Annotated in this window: 18 protein-coding genes; 9 read left to right on the top strand and 9 right to left on the bottom strand. The window is 60.4% G+C overall.

What is annotated here, in order from left to right; translation table 11 throughout:
* Window positions 1-10 precede the first annotated feature (10 nt).
* Entirely contained in the window at window positions 11-1,126 is a 1,116-nt protein-coding gene (gene pstS / locus ACRDT3_RS12905; protein WP_431493360.1) for a phosphate ABC transporter substrate-binding protein PstS, read from the bottom strand.
* A gap of 212 nt (window positions 1,127-1,338) precedes the next feature.
* Here pstS and ACRDT3_RS12900 point away from each other — a divergent pair, with 212 nt between their 5' ends.
* Genes ACRDT3_RS12900 through disA form a run of 3 tightly spaced genes read left to right on the top strand, consistent with a single transcriptional unit; the run spans window position 1,339 to window position 5,019 of the window.
* Window positions 1,339-2,481, top strand: coding sequence for an FUSC family protein (locus ACRDT3_RS12900; RefSeq protein ID WP_431493359.1), 1,143 nt, complete (start codon window positions 1,339-1,341; stop codon window positions 2,479-2,481).
* A 35-nt stretch (window positions 2,482-2,516) separates the two neighbouring features.
* Window positions 2,517-3,911: a DNA repair protein RadA gene (gene radA, locus ACRDT3_RS12895; protein ID WP_431493358.1), complete on the top strand. Its 1,395-nt coding sequence runs from the start codon at window positions 2,517-2,519 to the stop codon at window positions 3,909-3,911.
* Between the two features lie 34 nt (window positions 3,912-3,945).
* Complete coding sequence (disA, locus tag ACRDT3_RS12890) at window positions 3,946-5,019, top strand: DNA integrity scanning diadenylate cyclase DisA (RefSeq protein ID WP_431493357.1); 1,074 nt, start codon at window positions 3,946-3,948, stop codon at window positions 5,017-5,019.
* Window positions 5,020-5,025: 6 nt separating this feature from the next.
* On the opposite strand, the gene ACRDT3_RS12885 is transcribed toward disA, so the two are convergent.
* Window positions 5,026-5,643 (bottom strand): hypothetical protein, encoded by a 618-nt coding sequence (locus ACRDT3_RS12885; RefSeq protein WP_431493356.1) that lies wholly within the window; start codon window positions 5,641-5,643, stop codon window positions 5,026-5,028.
* Between the two features lie 123 nt (window positions 5,644-5,766).
* Here ACRDT3_RS12885 and ACRDT3_RS12880 point away from each other — a divergent pair, with 123 nt between their 5' ends.
* Window positions 5,767-6,675, top strand: a complete 909-nt coding sequence (locus ACRDT3_RS12880; RefSeq protein WP_431493355.1) for an A/G-specific adenine glycosylase — start codon at window positions 5,767-5,769, stop codon at window positions 6,673-6,675.
* 64 nt (window positions 6,676-6,739) lie between these two features.
* The gene (locus tag ACRDT3_RS12875; RefSeq protein ID WP_431493354.1) at window positions 6,740-7,540 is read left to right on the top strand and encodes a DUF1206 domain-containing protein; all 801 of its coding nucleotides are present in this window, start codon (window positions 6,740-6,742) and stop codon (window positions 7,538-7,540) included.
* Window positions 7,541-7,545: 5 nt separating this feature from the next.
* Here the strand turns inward: ACRDT3_RS12875 and ACRDT3_RS12870 are convergent, their stop codons facing one another.
* A complete protein-coding gene (locus ACRDT3_RS12870; protein ID WP_431493353.1) occupies window positions 7,546-8,055 on the bottom strand; it encodes an amino-acid N-acetyltransferase in 510 nt (169 codons plus the stop codon).
* Window positions 8,056-8,185: 130 nt separating this feature from the next.
* Here ACRDT3_RS12870 and ACRDT3_RS12865 point away from each other — a divergent pair, with 130 nt between their 5' ends.
* Genes ACRDT3_RS12865 through ACRDT3_RS12850 form a run of 4 tightly spaced genes read left to right on the top strand, consistent with a single transcriptional unit; the run spans window position 8,186 to window position 10,719 of the window.
* The gene (locus ACRDT3_RS12865) at window positions 8,186-9,403 is read left to right on the top strand and encodes an MFS transporter (protein WP_431493352.1); all 1,218 of its coding nucleotides are present in this window, start codon (window positions 8,186-8,188) and stop codon (window positions 9,401-9,403) included.
* Between the two features lie 57 nt (window positions 9,404-9,460).
* On the top strand, window positions 9,461-9,805 hold the full coding sequence (locus tag ACRDT3_RS12860) for a helix-turn-helix transcriptional regulator (protein ID WP_431493398.1): 345 nt from the start codon (window positions 9,461-9,463) through the stop codon (window positions 9,803-9,805).
* 48 nt (window positions 9,806-9,853) lie between these two features.
* The gene (locus ACRDT3_RS12855) at window positions 9,854-10,261 is read left to right on the top strand and encodes a VOC family protein (protein ID WP_431493351.1); all 408 of its coding nucleotides are present in this window, start codon (window positions 9,854-9,856) and stop codon (window positions 10,259-10,261) included.
* Between the two features lie 11 nt (window positions 10,262-10,272).
* Complete coding sequence (locus tag ACRDT3_RS12850; protein WP_431493350.1) at window positions 10,273-10,719, top strand: iron chaperone; 447 nt, start codon at window positions 10,273-10,275, stop codon at window positions 10,717-10,719.
* Window positions 10,720-10,751: 32 nt separating this feature from the next.
* On the opposite strand, the gene ACRDT3_RS12845 is transcribed toward ACRDT3_RS12850, so the two are convergent.
* The 6 genes from ACRDT3_RS12845 to ACRDT3_RS12820 all read right to left on the bottom strand — a co-directional run bounded on the left by ACRDT3_RS12845 (window position 10,752) and on the right by ACRDT3_RS12820 (window position 18,348).
* Window positions 10,752-11,219: a hypothetical protein gene (locus ACRDT3_RS12845; RefSeq protein WP_431493349.1), complete on the bottom strand. Its 468-nt coding sequence runs from the start codon at window positions 11,217-11,219 to the stop codon at window positions 10,752-10,754.
* A 91-nt stretch (window positions 11,220-11,310) separates the two neighbouring features.
* A complete protein-coding gene (locus ACRDT3_RS12840; RefSeq protein WP_431493348.1) occupies window positions 11,311-13,824 on the bottom strand; it encodes an ATP-dependent Clp protease ATP-binding subunit in 2,514 nt (837 codons plus the stop codon).
* A gap of 269 nt (window positions 13,825-14,093) precedes the next feature.
* Window positions 14,094-14,414 (bottom strand): histone-like nucleoid-structuring protein Lsr2, encoded by a 321-nt coding sequence (locus ACRDT3_RS12835; RefSeq protein ID WP_105659017.1) that lies wholly within the window; start codon window positions 14,412-14,414, stop codon window positions 14,094-14,096.
* Window positions 14,415-14,551: 137 nt separating this feature from the next.
* Window positions 14,552-14,719 carry a hypothetical protein gene (locus tag ACRDT3_RS12830; protein WP_166650875.1) on the bottom strand — a complete coding sequence of 56 codons (168 nt, stop codon included), beginning with the start codon at window positions 14,717-14,719 and terminating at the stop codon, window positions 14,552-14,554.
* 2 nt (window positions 14,720-14,721) lie between these two features.
* Window positions 14,722-16,236 carry a lysine--tRNA ligase gene (lysS, locus tag ACRDT3_RS12825; protein WP_431493347.1) on the bottom strand — a complete coding sequence of 505 codons (1,515 nt, stop codon included), beginning with the start codon at window positions 16,234-16,236 and terminating at the stop codon, window positions 14,722-14,724.
* A 138-nt stretch (window positions 16,237-16,374) separates the two neighbouring features.
* A complete protein-coding gene (locus tag ACRDT3_RS12820) occupies window positions 16,375-18,348 on the bottom strand; it encodes a M13 family metallopeptidase (RefSeq protein ID WP_431493346.1) in 1,974 nt (657 codons plus the stop codon).
* Between the last annotated feature and the right edge of the window lie 233 nt (window positions 18,349-18,581).

The following is an 18,581-nucleotide window of genomic DNA, read 5'->3' as shown; positions in this document are numbered from 1 at the left end:
CGGCGGGGTACTACTCTGCGACGGTGATGCCGTCGATCGACTTCTTGGCCTTCTCGGCAATGGCTGCCGAGATTGGGGCGTTGCCTGCCGAAGCCTGCGCGGTCTTCTGGCCATCTTCGGAGATGACGTAGTTGCCGAAGGCCTTGACCAGATCGGCAGTTGCCTGGTCCTTGTAGCTGCTGCAGAAGATGTGGTACGAAACCAGGACGATTGGGTAGGTGCCCGCTTCGGTGGTGTCGCGCTCCAGATCCAGGGCCAGGTCGTTCTCGGCCGCACCTTCAACTGGGGTTGCGGTCTCGAGGGCCTTGGCAGCTGCTTCAGCAGAAATCTTGGTGTATTCCTCGCCAACCTTGACGTTCACGGTGGACAGGCCGCCCACTGCGGAGAAGTCAGCGTAGGTAATTGCGCCGTTGGTGGAGGTGGTGGTCGAAACCACGCCAGAGGTGCCCTTGGCATTCTCCGACTGGATGTCGCTTGGCCAGTCGCCGGAAACATCGTAGGTCCAAACGTCAGCCGCTGCGGCCTTCAGGTACTCGACGAAGTTCTCGGTGGTACCGGACTCATCGTTGCGGTGCACAACGGTGATGGCGGTGTCTGGCAGCTCCGCATCCGGGTTCTGCTTGGCGATAGCCTCATCGTTCCACTTGGTGATTTCCTTCTTGAACACCTTGGCGATGGTAGCTGCGTCCATGTTGATCTCTTCAACGCCTTCGAGGTTGAAAGCGATCGCGATCGGCGAAACGTAGGCCGGGATGTTGAATGCGCCTTCTGGGCCGCAAACTTCTTTGGCCTTTTCGGCTTCGTCTTCCTTCAGGTAGGCATCCGAGCCGGCGAACTGCGCGCCACCTGCCAGGAATGCTTCGCGGCCTGCGCCGGAGCCATCTGGCGAGTACTGCACGTTGGCTTCCGGGTTGGCAGCCTTGAAGCCGGTGGCCCATGCTTCCATGGCCGAGTTCTGGCTGGATGCGCCGATGCCGGTCAGGGTTCCGGTGACACCGGATGCTGCCGAGGTTTCTGCACCTTCGGAACCTGCAGCGGCGGTTGGGTTATCCGAGCCGCAAGCGGTCAGCGCGAGTGCCGCTACGGAAAGAACGGCAGCTGCGCTGCCAAGGCGATTGAGCTTCACGAGATTTACTCCCCATGTTGGTAGATCGATGTAAAACTTTCAGCGGCTTCTTCCCGCTTCACCTATGACGTTAAAGATCGAAAGTAACCAGCTCCCCCGGCAAAGGTGAACATAAGGTTAACAACTTGTTCGCGGCCGGGTGATCCTGCTCACCAGCGCAATATCCCGGCAGCTTCTGCCACATGCCGCCGTACGCATGGAAGACTGAAGCCATGGCAACTGGGCGGAAAGTCAAGCGCATGCCAGCGCATCTATTCGGATTCATAGCGCAGCGCAATCGTGCTGGGCTGATACGCTCGCGCAACTCCCTGCCTAGAATCCTGCGCATGACGCTGGGCGCCATCGGCGCATTCTGGATCGCCGAAAGCATCTGGGGACATTCCCAGCCGATTTTCGCGGCCACCAGCGCGCTGGTTTCCCTAGGCTTCGGCGCCTCCACCACGGTGCGCAAAACCGCCGAAGTCGCCCTGGGGTGCACCCTGGGCGTTGCCCTTGGCGATACCCTCATGCACTGGTTCGGGCAGGGAATCTGGCAGGCCGCCCTGGTGATGTCGCTGAGTCTGGTCATTGCCCGCTATTTGGATTCCGGTGCCATCTTCTCCACCCAGTTGGGCATGCAATCGGCGCTGGTAGTGCTGTTGCCCATCAGCGCGGATGGGCCCTTCGCCCGTTCCATCGATGCCCTGACAGGGTCCCTGCTTGCCTTGCTGGTGATCATTTTCTGGCCTACCGACCCGCGGCGCAGCCCGGTTTCCGCGTTGTCGGATCTGTTCAAGGAGCTCTCCGAAGCGCTTTTGGAATGCGCCTGGGCCATCCGCGACGATGACCGGCGCGCGGCCTTCCACGCACTGATCAAGGCTCGCGGTACCCAGAAGCACCTGGATAAGCTGCCAGCTGCCTTCCGCGCTTCCAAGGAAATCGCAACGATTTCCCCCACCGGGCGGCGCCACCGCCATGAACTGAACCGGTTGTCCAAACGTTTCAACCACTACGACTGGGCCGCCCGCAACTCGAGGGTCTTCGCCCGGCGGCTAGCCTCGGTGCTCAGCAATAGTGCGCTGACCCCCGAAGGCGCGCTAACCTTGGCTCCCCTGATGCGCGAGCTATCCGAGGCGGTCAACACCATGGCGCACTCGGTGCGCGAGACAACGGTGGCTGGCCAACGCAAATACGAGAAGGCCGCCCAGCTGCAGCTGGAAGGCGTCGCCGCCCAGCTGGATCCGCGCGCCCTGGGAGTTGAAGGGCTCCAGGGCGAAGGCCTGGTCTTGTTGCTGCGTCCAATGGTGGTGGATCTGCTCGAAGCTGCCGGCCGCGAACACGAAGAAGCCATCGAAGTGCTGCCCAAGCTGTCCTGAACAAAAATGTCCGCATAGCTCGATAGCATTGAGCCATGGCCAAAACCTCCACTCGCAGCAAGTCTTCCGCATCGTTCAAATGCTCTGAATGCGGGTGGACCACGATTAAATGGGTGGGCCGCTGCGGCGAATGCCAGGCCTGGGGCACCGTCGAAGAAGTGGGTGTCGTCTCCGCCCGCACCGTAGCCGCGGCCAAGGTTGCCCACCCAGCCAAGCCGATTGCGCAGATTGATGGCTCCGAAGCGGCCTTCCGCCCCAGCGGCGTCTCCGAACTTGACCGCGTGCTCGGCGGCGGCCTGGTCCCAGCAGCCGCGATCCTGCTCGCCGGCGAACCTGGCGTGGGCAAGTCCACGCTGCTATTGGACGTTGCCGCGAAAGCGGCGCAAACAGGCTTGCGCGTACTCTACCTAACCGGCGAAGAGTCCGCCGCGCAGGTTAAGTCCCGCGCCGAACGCATCAACGCCATCGCCGATACGCTGTTCCTGGCCGCCGAAACCGACCTGGCTCTGGCCTTGGGGCAGATCCAGGAGATTGATCCGCAGCTGCTGATCCTGGACTCGGTGCAGACCTTCTCCTCGGCAGAGGTGGACGGCGCCGCCGGTGGCGTTTCCCAGGTGCGCGAAGTCGCTGCCTCGATCATCAATGCGGCCAAGACCCGGGCCATGTCCACCATCATGGTCGGCCACGTAACCAAGGAAGGTTCGGTCGCCGGTCCGCGGCTGCTCGAGCACCTGGTGGATGTGGTCTGCCAGTTCGATGGCGAGAAGCATTCGCGGTTGCGCATCCTTCGCGCGCTGAAGAACCGCTACGGTGCCACCGACGAGGTGGGCTGTTTCGATCTGAATGAAGACGGCATTGAATCGCTGACCGATCCTTCCAAGCTTTTCGTCACGCGAACCCGCAACCCGGTACCAGGCACCTGCATCACCGTCACGCTGGAGGGCCGGCGGCCGCTGGTTGCCGAGGTGCAGACCTTGCTCTCGCGCAGCAATGCCCCGGCTGCCCGCCGGACCACCAGCGGCTTGGATGCCGCGCGGGCGCAAATGGTTGTGGCGGTACTGCAGGCTCGCGCGCAGATGGACCTGTCGTCCATGGACTCGTATATCGCCACTGTGGGTGGCGTAAAAATTGCCGAACCCGCCTCGGATCTGGCCTGCGCGCTGGCGTTGGCTTCTTCGATGAATGAGTTCCCGCTGCCGCAGGATTTCGTGGCCTTTGGCGAAGTCGGCTTGGCCGGCGAAGTTCGGCAAGTACCGGAAATATCAAGGCGCATCACCGAAGCCCAGCGTTTGGGCTTCTCTTTCGCGATGGCTCCGGCGACCCCGGAACCGTTGAAGAATATCCCCGAAGGCATCCGCGTATTCCAGGTGGAGAACCTCGCCCAGGGCCTGGATATCGCTTTCAACCAGCGCCACAAGCCAACGCGATAAACTTGATTGTTGCTGCCCGCCGAAAGGACGCAAGTTGAAAGCGCACCCAACCCCCGGATTCCTTGCCGTTCTGGCCCAGATAGCCCCGGGTACCGAGCTCGCCCAGGGCCTTGAACGGATCCAGCGCGGCCGTACAGGCGCTCTCATTGTGCTGGGCCATGACAGGCTCGTCGAGTCGATCAGTTCCGGCGGCTTCCGGATCAACACCGAATACACGCCTACCCGCATCCGCGAACTGGCCAAGATGGACGGTGCGATCATTCTGGACGGCACCGGACGCCAGATCCTGCAGGCCGGCGTGCAGCTGATGCCGGATGCGCAGATTGAAACGCAGGAGTCCGGCACCCGCCACCGCACGGCCGAACGCGTAGCCGCGCAAACCGGGTTCCCGACGATTTCGGTTTCGCAGTCCATGCAGACCATCACCCTCTATGCCGACGGCGAGCGCCATGTGCTCGAACCTGCCGAGCGCCTGCTGGCCCGCGGCAACCAGGCTATTGCTACCTTGGAACGGTATCGCCACCGTCTGGACCAGGTCACCAGCGCCCTGTCAGCGGCGGAAATTGAAGATGTTGCCACCGCGCGGGAAGTGCTGGCTGTCTTGCAGCGTACCGAAATGCTGCGCCGTACCAGCGAAGAAATCTCCCGCTACGTGCTGGAGCTGGGCATCGATGGGCGCCTGCTGGCGGCCCAGCACGCGGAATTGCTCTCCGGCATCCAGGCAGATAACCAGTTGCTCTTGCGGGACTATTCCGATGCTGAGGGCCAGGAGCTTGATATCGAGCGCGCCTTGGAGACGCTGCATGAGGTTTCCGATGCGCAGCTCATTGAGCTTGATGGCCTGACCAAGATCCTGTTCCCGCACTCCACCATTGGCCAAGACGACCAGCTGACCCCGAAGGGATACCGCCTGCTCTCGCAGATCCGCACGGTGCCCAAGCTGGTCGGGGACCGTCTGGTGGCGGCTTTTGATAATTTGCAGCTGCTCATGGCCGCGTCCACCAGCCAGCTCATGGAAATTGAAGGCGTCGGCGAGCAGCGTGCACGCTCCATCCGGGAAGGGCTGGCGCGAATGGCAGAATCCTCGCTGCTGGATCGCTACATCTAGGCGTTTTCACTCCAAGGTGAAGGTGACCGGCTCCGAAACGTAGTCGCCGATAGCCGCGGTGAACTTGTAGGTTCCCGGACGAGGCTGCACGCTGACCGACTTGCAACCGGGAGCCGAACGCTCACGGTTCCAGGTGAAGCGCGCGTTCTCCTTCTGCCCCGGCTTGAAGGTCAGGTTCACATCCTCTGCGCCGTCGAGGCAATCAATGGTGGAGAAGATGCGGTCCGCACCGCTGGAAACCAGGAACTCCTGCTGCGTGGTTCCGACGTTCAAGTCGCATTCGCGCTTGGAGACATTTTCGATGCCCAGAAGCAATGTCGGCTTCTTGTCCGAGGCGTAGCTTTTCGCATCGGTAGTCGCGGTAATCTCGATCTCGTCGTCCTTGCACTGCTTGGCCGCAGCTTCGTCGTCTTGCGGCTCTGGCGACGGCGTTGGAACCGACTGGGTTTGCTGGGCGCTTGGTTCATTGCCCGCAGTTTTCTTCTCAGCAGGGGACAATAGTCCGGCCAGGGCAACGACGCCCCAGATAAGCAGGCCGACGAGCACCAAGGCAAGTACTGCCACGGTGATCCGCCTGCGCCGGTAGACGCTGGCCGATGGTTTCCCCCCTGATGCGTTGCTCATGGCTTAAGGCTAATTCATTTGCCTGCCCGAACCCGGTAATGGCGTAGGATCCGGGGCAAATCGCGTTCTCCAATCCATTTCCGCGGATTCCGAGCGGCCGGTGCGCTGGCTTAGAGTGGTGGGGTGCAGCAAATCCACAACACCATCAACGACTGGTACCTAGAGAACGCCCGCGACCTGCCTTGGCGTCGGCCCGGGGTGAGCGGCTGGGAAGTCATGGTCAGCGAGTTCATGCTCCAGCAGACTCCCGTAGTTCGTGTCTTGCCGGTATGGGAAGAATGGATGCGTCGCTGGCCACGTCCACAGGATCTGGCTGCGGAACCGCTGTCTGAAGCACTGAAAGCTTGGGGACGGCTGGGCTATCCGCGACGCGCGCAGCGCTTGCATGCCGCCGCCGTGGAGATCACTACCGAGTACAACGGCGAAGTCCCACGCACCGAAGCTGAGCTCTTGGCCTTGCCGGGCATCGGCGGCTACACCGCGGCCGCCATTGCCTGCTTTGCCTTCGGCGAGCGCACCGTCGTCGTGGACACGAATATTCGTCGCGTACATGCCCGGCTCTTTGGCGGCATGGCATTGCCCGAACCAAGTCCGCGTGCCAGTGAATTTGCCCGGGCTGGTGAAGTCCAGCCCGAGGATCATCAGGCAGCAAATCTGTGGAATGTCTCGGTGATGGAACTCGGTGCACTGGTGTGCACGGCTCGCAGCCCGAAGTGCGAGCAATGCCCGGTCTTCCAGCAGTGCGCATGGATTGCCGAGGGCCAGCCGGCCCCGCACTACACTCCGAAGGGACAAGCCTGGAAGGGTACGGATCGCCAGGTCCGCGGCGCCATCATGGCGATCCTGCGCGAACATGAGCAGGCGGTGCCAGAGCAGTCCTTCCTGGCCGATCTGGCCCGTGAATCGCATGCAGGGTATGTGGCGCTTGACCGATTGCAGTCACCATTGGAGCAGCGCGAACGTGCACTGGCCGGACTGCTCAAGGATGGCCTGGCGATCGCCGAGGAAGATGGAATCCGCCTGCCTTCGTAGCACCTGCCCGGAACGAGCCAGTGGCGGCTAGCTTTATGCGCGGGTGCCTACCTATGCTTAGCCCATGAACGCTTCAGTTGATCCGGCCGGTACTGTTCGCCAAGTAGCCAAGCATCCATGGTTCGAACGCGCCGCACGCCTGGGATATGTCGCCAACGGCGTACTTCACGCAACCGTGGGAATCCTCGCAGCTTTCGTCGCTGCCGGCGGCAAGGCTGAAGCCGATCAGGGTGGAGCCATGGGAGCCTTGGCAGATCAGCCTTTCGGCATGGTTTTGCTGTGGATCTGCGGAATCGGCGCACTATTGCTGGGCCTGTGGTCATTGGCGCAGGCCTTCTTGCCCGAGAACGAGCTGAAAGACCGGCTCAAGTCCGCGGCAATCTCGGTGTCCTTCTTGGCTGTCGGCTTCACCTTTGGACGATTTGCGATGGGAAATCCCAGTGATTCGGGAAAGGCTGCCACCGGCTTCAGCGGAGAAATGATGAAGACCGGACCTGGCCGGGCGTTGCTGATCGCCTTGGGCCTCGGCTTGCTGGCCATGGCTGGCTACTACATCTACAAGGGTGCCACCCGGAGGTTCTTGAAGGATCTCTCCGGTTCCGGAAAAACCGAGGTATCACGCGCGATCAAGGCCTCGGGCATGTTGGGCTACCCGGCCAAGGGCGTAGTCCTAGGTGCTGTGGGCCTGTTATTCATCGTGGCCACGGTACAGCGCGACCCGGAAGAGGCCAGTGGCATCGATGGCGCGTTGAAGGCCATCCAGGATCAGCCATTTGGGCCGATTGCCTTGGTCGCTATCGGTGCAGGCCTGGTTTGCTACGCGCTCTACCTGGTGTTCCGTGCGCGCTACGACCGGATGGACTAGAAGTATCAGTCCAGCGTAATGATCATGCGGGTGTTGCCCAAGGTATTTGGCTTCACACGTGCAAGATCCAAGAACTCAGCGACGCCTTCATCCCGGGAGAGCAGGATCTCCTGGTATACGGCTGGATCCACGGCACTCTGGTCAGCCATCACCTTGAAGCCTTGGCGTACGAAGAAGTCCACTTCGAAGGTCAGGCAGAAGACGCGGGAGACCCCGACTTCCTGGGCACGTTTCAAGAGTTCGGAGAGCAAGATATGGCCTACGCCCTTGCCCCGCAGCTCGCCCGCGGTCGCCAAGGTACGGATTTCGGCGATGTCTTCCCAGATGACGTGCAAACCGCCGCAGCCGACAACATTGCCGCCTGCGTCCTCGGCTACTAGGAATTCCTGAATGGACTCGTAGTAAGTGACCGCTTCCTTATCGAGCAGGATTCGTTCCTCGGCCAGCGGGCGCACAAGATTGCGGATTGCGTTGACATCACTGGTTCTGGCTTGGCGGACGGTAAAAGAGTTCACGTTCTAAATCCTATGCCTCGCAGTTTGCAGAATCGAAGAAGATGCCGGATATGTCATAGAAGGAACAACCCGCAACACAGCCCGCCAAGATAAACTTGAACATTGAAGTCGCACCGAAGCAAGGATGAGGATGCCAGCTAGAACAGCACGCCCCGGATTCGGGTTGCTTGCCATCCTCCTATCCGCCGTAGGCATCGCTCCCCTGCTTAATTACGGGTTGAGCGCCACCAGCGACCTGGTCATCAGGGATTTGAGAATCACCGAATCCCAGTTCGGCCTGTTGGCGACAGTGTGCTTCGGCTGCGCCGCACTGGGCAACGCCGCCTTTGGGAAGTTCTCCGATAGGCAACCGGATACCCGGCTGATCCTGCTGATTTTTGGCACCACCGCGGTCGCGCTGGGCTTGGCAGCAATTCCCTCCGGCTACGTACTGCTCCTGGTGGCTTCCGGCCTGGCCGGTTTCGCCCAGTCGTTCCCCAACGGGGTCACCAACCGCATTCTGGCCCAGCGCGTCCCTAGTGCCCAGCGCATCACGTGGACCGGCATTAAGCAGTCTGGCGTGCAGGTTTCACAGCTCATAGGCAGCGTGGGCTTCCCGATGCTGGCTGCGTTCATTGGCTGGAATGGCGCGTCGCTGGCCGGCGCCGTGCTCGCCGCGGTCCTCGCGGTTATCGCTGTACGGGTTATCCGCGCGACTCCCATGCTCGCCATGCCTGCCCCGCAAAAGGCGGCAACGGGCGCGAGCAAGCCGGCCGCTGCGGCAGCCCCTTCCACGAAGTTCGTCATTTTTGCGCTGGCCCTATTCGGTTTCATCAACGGTGTCGGCGTACAGGCAACCAACGTCTACCTAGCGCTCTTCGCGGTCCGCGAGCTGGAATTCTCCTTAGTGGCTGGCGGCCTGACTGCCGCGGTTGCTGGCGTCATTGGCGTTACCGCCCGCGTCGGATGGGGGCAGATGATGGCTCGCGGTGTTTCAGCGCCTAAGCTCTTGCTGCTGCTGGCGTCGCTGGCCACTGCGGGCGGTGCCAGCTTCTTGATGGCGCAGCAATTGCACTCGGTGGCCTTGCTCTGGCTAGCGGTCACCTTGCACGGCGCCTCGGCCCTGGGAGTTTCGGTGGTGCTCATGGCGGGCTTGCTGCGTGCGATCCCTGCAAGCCGCCTGGGAAGTGCCAGCGGAATCGTCTCGGCAGGCCAGTTTGGCGGTTTCACCGTTGGGCCCTTGGCCATGGGCCTGCTGGTGGGCTCGGCCGGTGGATTCACCGCTGGCTGGATCACCGTCACCGGGATCTACCTGTGCTCAACGGTGCTGGGTGCATTCCTTGTCCTGCGGGCCAGGAATCGAGGCTAGCCGGTGGATACCGAAGCGCTGAAAGCCCTGGCGCACCTGCGTCGGGCCAGGGACCTGATGGACCGGCACTATGCGGAACCGCTGGATGTGCCTGCGTTGGCCCAGCGTGCTTCCATGTCTCCTGCTCATTTTTCCCGGGAGTTCAAGCGGGTTTATGGCGAGACCCCGCATTCCTATTTGCTCACTCGCCGCATCGAGCGCGCCATGCATCTGCTGCGCGCATCGGTCTCGGTAACGGATGCTTGCATGCAAGTGGGATGGACCTCTCTGGGATCGTTCAGCACGCGCTTCACCGAAGTGGTCGGGGAAACGCCCTCGTCCTACCGGGAACGGGACCATTCAGCTACGGAGCAGATCCCTGCCTGCATTGCCAAGATCCTCTTGCGTCCCGAAAGATTCTGAGCAGTTTTGAAGAAGCGCTATCTGGTCGGCACTCTCTAGGCTGGAGCCATGACAAGCATTTCAATCAATCATGTCCCATTGACCGTGCTCGATGTAGATGAGGCTCTCGCGTTCTACCGCGATGCGCTGGGCTTCACGGTAGTCTCCGATGTCGCCAACGGCGGTTTCCGCTGGGTGGCCCTTGGCGGCTCCGATGGCACCGGCACCAGCCTGGTGCTTTCAACTCCGGGCGCCGGCCGCTCAGATGCCGATGCGCAGGCCCTGGCCGAGCTGGTAGCCAAGGGAACGATCGGTCCGCTGGTGCTTTCCACCACTGATCTGGATAAGGTCTTTGAAACCTTGAGCGCGTCGGGCGCTGAAGTTCTGCAGGAGCCGATGGACCAACCGTGGGGTCCACGCGATTGCGCGTTCCGCGACCCTTCGGGAAATATGGTCCGTATCAACCAAGCGGTTTAGGGAGAGGAAGCATGAGCAATTCAGAACAAGAAGGCTTTTCGGCCGCTGAGAAGGCAGCGATGAAAGAGCGCGCCGCTGAGGTGCGCACTTCGAAGAAGCGCATGACCAAAGCCGAGAAGGCGGAACAGGCTCGCAAGGAAGTGGAAGAGAAGATTGCTTCCTTCGAGGGCAACGACAAGGTGCTAGCTGAAAAGCTGCACCGAATCATCACCGATACGGCTCCTGAATTGGAGCCGAAAACCTGGTATGGCATGCCCGCTTACGCCTTGGACGGCAAGATCTTGTGCTTCATGCAGGATGCCAAGAAGTTCGGTACCCGCTACCTGACTTTCGGCTTCAACGATGTTGCGCAACTGGACGAGGGCACGCTATGGCCCACGTCTTTCGCCATTACCGCGCTTGATGAGCAGCTCGAAGAAAAGCTTGCCGAGTTGGTAGCCAAGGCAGTGTCCCGCTAATCCCAGCCCGTAAAGAGACCCTCGATTGCCCTTCAGGCGTCGAGGGTCTCTTGCTCCGCCTGGGGCAATGCCTTGGCCAGCAGCCCGGCAGAAAGCGCGAAGACCCCGACCAGTCCAAGCAGGCCCACGCCAATAGGCAATGAGCCTAGCTGTGCGGCATCTTCTCCCATGGCAGCGAAGATCATGGCAGCACCCAGTCCGAGGATTCCGAAGCCAGCAGCCAAGAAGCAGACCACAATCGATTTTGGCCCCGGGTTCCAGTGCCCCAATGTGGTGAAGTCGCGGTAGGCAACGATGCCGATGGCAATACTGAGCGTGGCCACGGCACCAATAACCAGAACCACCAGCCAAGTCGGGCCGTATCCGGAGCCATCGGCTCCGGCATGGCGCACCAGTTGTTCAGGAAGCTGGGGACGGAGGAAAAGGTAAAGGGCTAAATAGGCCATGACGGCGAGGCAGGAAACGGCAATCACCTGTTGCCCTTTGCTTCGCTTCTTCATGTATTGAGCCTACGACATGGCCAGATTAAAGCCAATAGCCGTGGAACTGAATATTTTCAGTTCCACGGCTATTGGTTATGGCTCTGGTGGCCTAGCTTTCCAGGGCTGCCGGTGCCGGCTCGCCTTCCAGCTGGCCGTTGCCGCCTTCAGCGTGGAAGACGAACTTGCGGTTCTCGCCTTCGCCTTCGACGTCGACGGTGACCTTCTGGCCCGCAACGATCTGGCTGAAGAGGATGCGCTCGGAGAGCTGGTCCTCGATATCGCGCTGGATGGTGCGGCGCAGCGGGCGTGCGCCCATTGCTGGATCGTAACCTCGCTGGGCCAGCAGGCGGCGGGCAGCCTGGGTCAGCTCGATGGTGATCTCGCGTTCCTTCAGGCGCTTGGCCAGGCGTGCGATGAACAGGTCGACGATCTCTTCGATCTCGTCCTGGTTCAGCTGCGGGAAGACCACGGTGTCATCAACACGGTTCAGGAATTCAGGGCGGAAATGCTGACGCAGTTCTTCCTGGACCTTGGCCTGCATGCGCTCGTAACCGGTCTTGGTATCCGCGGCCGACTGGAAGCCGGTCATCACTCCCTTGGAGATGTCGCGGGTACCGAGGTTGGTGGTCATGATGATGATGGTGTTCTTGAAGTCCACCACACGTCCCTGGGAGTCGGTCAAGCGGCCGTCTTCCAGGATCTGCAGCAACGAGTTGAACAGGTCCGCATGGGCCTTCTCGACCTCGTCGAAGAGCACGACGGAGAACGGACGACGGCGGACCTTCTCGGTCAGCTGCCCGCCCTCTTCGTAGCCGACGTAGCCTGGAGGGGCACCGAACAGGCGGGAAACGGTGTGCTTCTCCGAGTATTCGGACATGTCCAGGGTGATCAGCGCATCTTCTTCGCCGAAGAGGAATTCTGCCAGCGCCTTAGCCAGCTCGGTCTTGCCCACGCCGGTTGGACCGGCGAAGATGAACGAGCCGCCTGGGCGGTTCGGGTCCTTCAGGCCGGCACGAGTACGGCGGATCGCCTGCGAGATGGCCTTGATCGCCGAATCCTGGCCGATAACGCGCTTGTGCAGCTCGTCTTCCATGTTGAGCAGTCGCGTGGACTCTTCTTCGGTCAGCTTCACAACCGGGATACCGGTGGAGTTGGCAAGAACCTCGGCAATAAGGTCCTCGGTCACCTCGGAGACCTCGTCCATGTCGCCATTGCGCCAGGACTTCTCCTTCTCGTTGCGAGCCTCGATCAGCTTGGATTCCTTATCGCGCAGCGAGGCAGCCCCTTCGAAGTCCTGCGCATCAATCGCAGCTTCCTTCTCCAGGCGCACGGTGGCGATTTCCTCGTCCATTTCCTTCAGGGCCGGAGGAGCGGTCATGCGCTGGATGCGCAGGCGTGCGCCGGCCTCATCGATCAGGTCCACGGCCTTGTCCGGCAGGAATCGATCGGAGATGTAGCGGTGCGCCAAGGTGGCAGCGGCCTGCAGCGCGCCATCGGTGATGGTCACGCGGTGGTGCGCCTCGTAGCGGTCGCGCAGGCCGCGCAGGATCTGCGTGGTCAGCTCTACCGAAGGCTCCTTGACCTGGATCGGCTGGAAGCGGCGCTCAAGCGCTGCATCCTTCTCGATATTCTTGCGGTACTCATCCAAGGTGGTTGCACCGATGGTCTGCAGTTCGCCACGAGCCAGCATCGGCTTGAGGATCGACGCGGCATCGATGGCGCCTTCGGCGGCACCAGCACCAACGAGGGTGTGGATCTCGTCGATGAACAGGATGATATCGCCACGGGTGCGGATTTCCTTGAGGACCTTCTTCAGGCGTTCCTCGAAGTCGCCACGGTAGCGGGAGCCGGCCACCAGGGAACCGAGGTCCAGGGTGTACAGCTGCTTGTCCTTGATGGTCTCGGGCACATCGCCACGCACGATCGACTGGGCCAGGCCCTCGACGACAGCGGTCTTGCCGACACCAGGCTCGCCAATCAGCACCGGGTTGTTCTTGGTACGGCGCGAGAGGACCTGCATGACGCGTTCCATCTCGTGCTCGCGGCCAATCACTGGATCGAGCTTGCCTTCGCGGGCAGCTGCGGTGAGGTTGCGGCCGAACTGGTCGAGCACCGCCGAGCCTGCCGGGGTACCTTCCTGCTGTCCGCCCGAGCTGACGCCAGCGGAGGCAGTTTCCTTGCCGCCCTGGTAGCCCGAGAGCAGCTGGATGACCTGCTGGCGAACGCGACCGAGGTCAGCACCCAGCTTCACCAGGACCTGGGCTGCGACGCCCTCGCCCTCGCGGATCAAGCCGAGCAGGATGTGCTCGGTACCAATGTAGTTGTGTCCCAGCTGCAACGCTTCGCGCAGCGAGAGTTCCAAAACCTTCTTGGCGCGAGGAGTGAACGGGATATGACCGGAAGGCGCCTGCTGGCCCTTGCCGATAATCTCCTGAACCTGCTCACGAACGGCACCCAGCGAAATATTCAGCGACTCGAGCGCCTTTGCGGCGACACCATCGCCTTCGTGGATTAGACCGAGCAACAGGTGCTCGGTGCCGATGTAGTTGTGGTTGAGCATGCGCGCCTCTTCTTGGGCGAGCACGACAACTCGACGGGCACGGTCGGTAAATCTCTCAAACATCTTCGGCACACTCCTTGCTTACCAATAATTCGATGCTACGCACCATGCGCCGGCAATGCGCCCTTGTTCGCCACAGGGATAACCGAAGCGGCCCGCTGGTGCTGGAAATCAGTAATTGAGATGCAATTTATTTTCAGAATTACTTGGCTCACCAATATTGCGATCTTCAATGAAAGTACTGGATGAATTACGAACGTCGTTATAAGAATAAGAGCCGGCACGCATTGCGTGCCGGCTCTTATCTTGAGACTTGTTCAAAACCTCGCGAATTACTTCGCGCGGTTTCGCCCACCCTTTCGCATTGCAGCATTGTAGGCGTCTACAACTTCTGCATTAAGGCGTCCGCGTGCGTTGACCTTGATGTTGTTTTCCTTCGCCCATGCGCGGATTGCTGGAGCTTCACTCGCTGCCGTCTGCTTCGACGAACGCGCCGCATCAATGTACGGCTCGATGGCTGCATGGAACTGAGCAGCATGCTCGTCGTTCAGGTCGATTTCAAAATGCTGACCAGCGACGCTGAACGCGATAGATTCAGTTGCCTCGCTACCATCAATATCGTCGATCAGGGCAATTTGAACCTGACGTGCCATTTAGGAATTCCTCCGAGCTTGAATGTACTGGACCGACTGACATTCGATCATCAGCCCATTTCAAACACCAAGCATATACAAATAGCCACGCTAAATTCTAATTATCATCAGAATTCACAAGGTTCTTTCAGGAAAGCCTAATTCTCGTTTACTGGATTATTAGAATCCGAACGATTTTGAATTAGCGCATCAGCTTCGGCTTCAGCTTGGCGTTCTTTTCGATCCGCGTTTGTAATTGCTTTCATCACGTACCAGAAAAGCAGCGCCAGACCGATTGTCGGGACGATCGCCTCAATATATGGCATTCTTATGCCTCCGGCTTTAGCAGTGGGAACAGAATAGTTTCACGAATACCGACGTTGGTGAAAAGCATAACCAGACGATCGATACCCAAACCGATACCGCCCATTGGCGGTGCACCGTATTCCAGGGCACGCAGGAAGTCTTCGTCGAGCTGCATTGCTTCTGGATCGCCGCCGGCAGCCATCAGGGACTGTTCGGTCAGGCGCTCACGCTGGATCACTGGGTCAATCAGCTCGGAGAATGCGGTACCGCGCTCCATGCCGCCGATGACCAGGTCCCATGCTTCAATGACGCCGGGCTTTGAACGGTGCGGACGTGCCAGCGGCTGTGCCAGTGGCGGGTAGTCGCACACGAAGGTCGGGTCGATCAAGGTTGGCTCGACGATTTCGCCGAACAGCTCGATGACCAGCTTCTGGGCACCCCAGGCCGGATCGATCTTCACTTCGTGCTTCGCAGCGACTTCACGCAGCACCGCGGCGTCGGTTTCCGGGGTGATCTCTACGCCAACAGCTTCGGACAGGCCCGGGTAGACGCTGACCCAGCGCCATTCGCCGTCCAGGTTGGCGGTACCCTTTGGAGTCTCGATGGTGCGGCCGGCGCCAATGGCGTCAGCGGCGTTGAGAATGATTTCCTTGATGCGATCAGCCATGACGTACTGGTCGGCGTAGGCTTCGTAGGATTCCAGGGTGGTGAATTCCGGCGAGTGGGTCGAGTCGACGCCCTCGTTGCGGAAAATGCGTCCCACCTCGAAGACGCGGTCAACGCCGCCAACGACGCAACGCTTGAGGTACAGCTCGGTTGCGATGCGCAGGGTCATTTCCTGGTCGAAAGCGTTCAGGTGAGTTTTGAATGGACGAGCCGAAGCGCCACCGTGAACCAGCTGCAGCATCGGGGTCTCAACCTCGACATAGCCGCGGCTCTCCAGGGTATTGCGTACGGCGCGGACGATCGCGGCGCGCTTGTAGACCATTTCGCGGGCCTCATTGCGCACAATCAAGTCGGCGTAGCGCTGGCGCACACGGGTCTCTTCGTTCAGGTCGGCGTGCAGCACCGGCAGTGGGCGCAGGGCCTTGGAAGCCATTTCCCATGCATCTGCCATGATGGACAGCTCGCCACGGCGCGAGGAGATGACCTTGCCGGTCACGAACACGTGGTCGCCCAAGTCGACGAGCGACTTCCACTGCGCCAGGCGCTCTTCGCCAACGTTGGCCAGGGAGAGCATGACCTGCAGGCGAACTCCTTCGCCCTTCTGGCCGCCTTCCTGCAAGGTGGCGAAGCACAGCTTGCCGGTATTGCGCATGAAAACGATGCGGCCGACGACACCGACGACGTCTTCGGTCTCTTCGCCAGCTTCGAGGTGCTCGTACTTGTCGCGGATTTCCTGCAACGAGTGGGTGCGAGCTATGCCTACCGGGTAGGCTTCCTCGCCCTTGGCCAGCAGTTGGTTGCGCTTATCGGTGCGCACCTGTCGCTGGTCGTTTGGATCTGGGGCCTGTGCGGAATTATTTTCGGAAGTCACAATAGACCATTCTACGTGTCATGGCGTGCAGTTGAAGCCCTTCATGATCAGCCTTACACAGTGATCTTGGCCCGCAACGCCGGATAGGGCAGGGGCAAAGCTGGCTTTGCCCCTGCCCTATCCATTCAATTTTGCGGTTTACCAGATTTCTACGCGGTCAGCTGGATCCAGCCACATGCCATCGCCCGGCTTGGTGCCGAAGGCATCATGGAAGGAAGCCAGGTTCTTCGGTACCTGGTTGCAGCGGAATTCCCCGGGTGCATGCGGGTCGGTGGTCACGCGCACCACCGCAGTTTCCGGTCGGATCAGCGTGCGCCAGCATTCGGCCCAGGAGTAGAAGAAGCGCTGGTCGCCGGTGATACCGTCGATCACTTCATCTTCCTGGATGCCGCGGGCTGCCAGCTCGAGCTTGTAGGCCTTGTAGGCGATGCCCAGTCCGCCGAGGTCACCGATGTTCTCGCCCAAGGTCAGCGCACCGTTGACGTTGTGTTCCGGGGCCTCTGAAGGAGACAGTGCGTTGTACTGGTCCACCAGCTTGCCGGTCAGCTTCTCGAAGGAAGCTCGGTCCTCATCGGTCCACCAGTTGGTCAACTGGCCGGTGCCATCGAACTGCGAACCCTGGTCATCGAAGCCGTGGCCAATTTCGTGGCCAATGACCGCGCCGATGCCACCGAAGTTCGAAGCGATGTCGCGGTTCACGTCGAAGAATGGTGGGCGCAGGATTGCCGCTGGGAACGCGATTTCGTTCAGCAACGGGTGGTAGTAGGCGTTCACCGTCTGGGGGAACATGAACCACAGTTCGCGATCTACCCCGTCATCGATCTTCTTCAGTTCACGAGCGAACTCGAATTCGTTCGCCGAGGCAAGATTCGCGATGACATCCAGTTCATCAGTGTGGATGGCAGAGTAATCGATCCATTGGTTCGGGTAGCCGATCTTTGGACGGAACTTGGAAAGCTTATCCAGTGCCTTTTCGATGGTCTCCGGCCCCATCCAGGACAGTTCGCTAATCGAGATGCGGTAAGCCTCGATGAGCCGTTGAACCAGCGCGTCCATGGCATCCTTGGCCTCTGCCGGGAAGTGCTCAGCCACGTACAGCTGGCCGATGTCTTCGCCTACAGCACCTTCGGTGAATGCAACACCTCGCTTCCAACGTTCCTTGAGCTGTTCTACTCCACCGAGCTTGGCCGAGTAGAAGGAGAAATTCTCATTGACGAAGGCGCTGGACAGGTAGGGAGCGAACGAGCGCAGCACCTGGACCCGCAACCAGTTCTTCCAGGCATCCAGCGGCTGGGAGCCGAATAGCTCAGCCAGCCCTTGAAGGTAGCTTGGCTGCCAGACGACAACTTCGCTGTAGTACTTCTGCTCAATGCCGGCACCTGCCAGCCAGGTTCGCACGCCGGGGAATAGCGCGGAGAGCTCTTCACCGGACATCAGGTTGTAGCGTGCCTGAGCGTCGCGGACCTTGACCCGGTCCCAGTGATGCGAGGCCATGGCCTTCTCGAGCTCTACGACATTGGCGGCCGCGGCTTCGGCACCAGCAATACCGCCAAGGGCCAGTAGGCGACCGAGGTGGTCCTGGTAGTCGGATACTGTTTCAGCGAACTGTTCTTCGTGGTAGTAGGACTCATCAGGCAGGCCCAGGCCACCTTGCAGGAAGGTCAGCAGGTTTCGGTCTGGATTGCCGGCGTCGTTCATCGCGCCGATTTCCATGAAGCCGCTGATGCCCTTGCGTTGGAAGAAACCGCATACCTCGAGCAGGTGCTCGGTGTTCTGGATGTCCGAAATAGTATTCAGGAAGACAGCAACCGGATCTGCACCGCGTTCTTCGATAACGGCTTCATTCATGAATGAGCTGTAGAGGTGGGCAATGCGCTGGGTGGCAGCGTCAGTTTCTGCACCGGAATCGACCTTCTGCACTGCTTCATTAATGATTCCGTGGACAGCAGCCTCAGCCTGGTCACGGAGTTCCATGAAGGAACCGTAGATTCCTTGATCTCCTGGAATGGTTGCTGTCTCGAACCACTTGCCATTGCTATGGCGGTAGAGATCGTCCTGGGGACGAATTGAATCGTCGCGGTATGTCAGTGGACTCGTAGTCTCGGTGGTCAAGGAAAGCCCCTCGCGTAGAAGATCTTGTTATTTCTACTACACACCTTATCTACTTCCATGAAGATAAGAAGGGTGAGGGCTGCCGATGCGCGTACGGCTTAAATAGTCTGGTTAAACAGGTGAGGCCCCCTAGCACCAACAGGTGCCCAAGGGGCCTCACACACATAAGTTAAGTCCGGCGGTGACCTACTCTCCCACACCCTCACGAGTGCAGTACCATCGGCGCAGTGGGC

This window comes from Glutamicibacter sp., assembly GCF_050701915.1.
In the GTDB taxonomy this organism is placed as follows: domain Bacteria; phylum Actinomycetota; class Actinomycetes; order Actinomycetales; family Micrococcaceae; genus Glutamicibacter.
The sequence above is the reverse complement of the archived record's forward strand: the minus strand, read 5'-3'. Positions and strand labels throughout refer to the sequence as shown.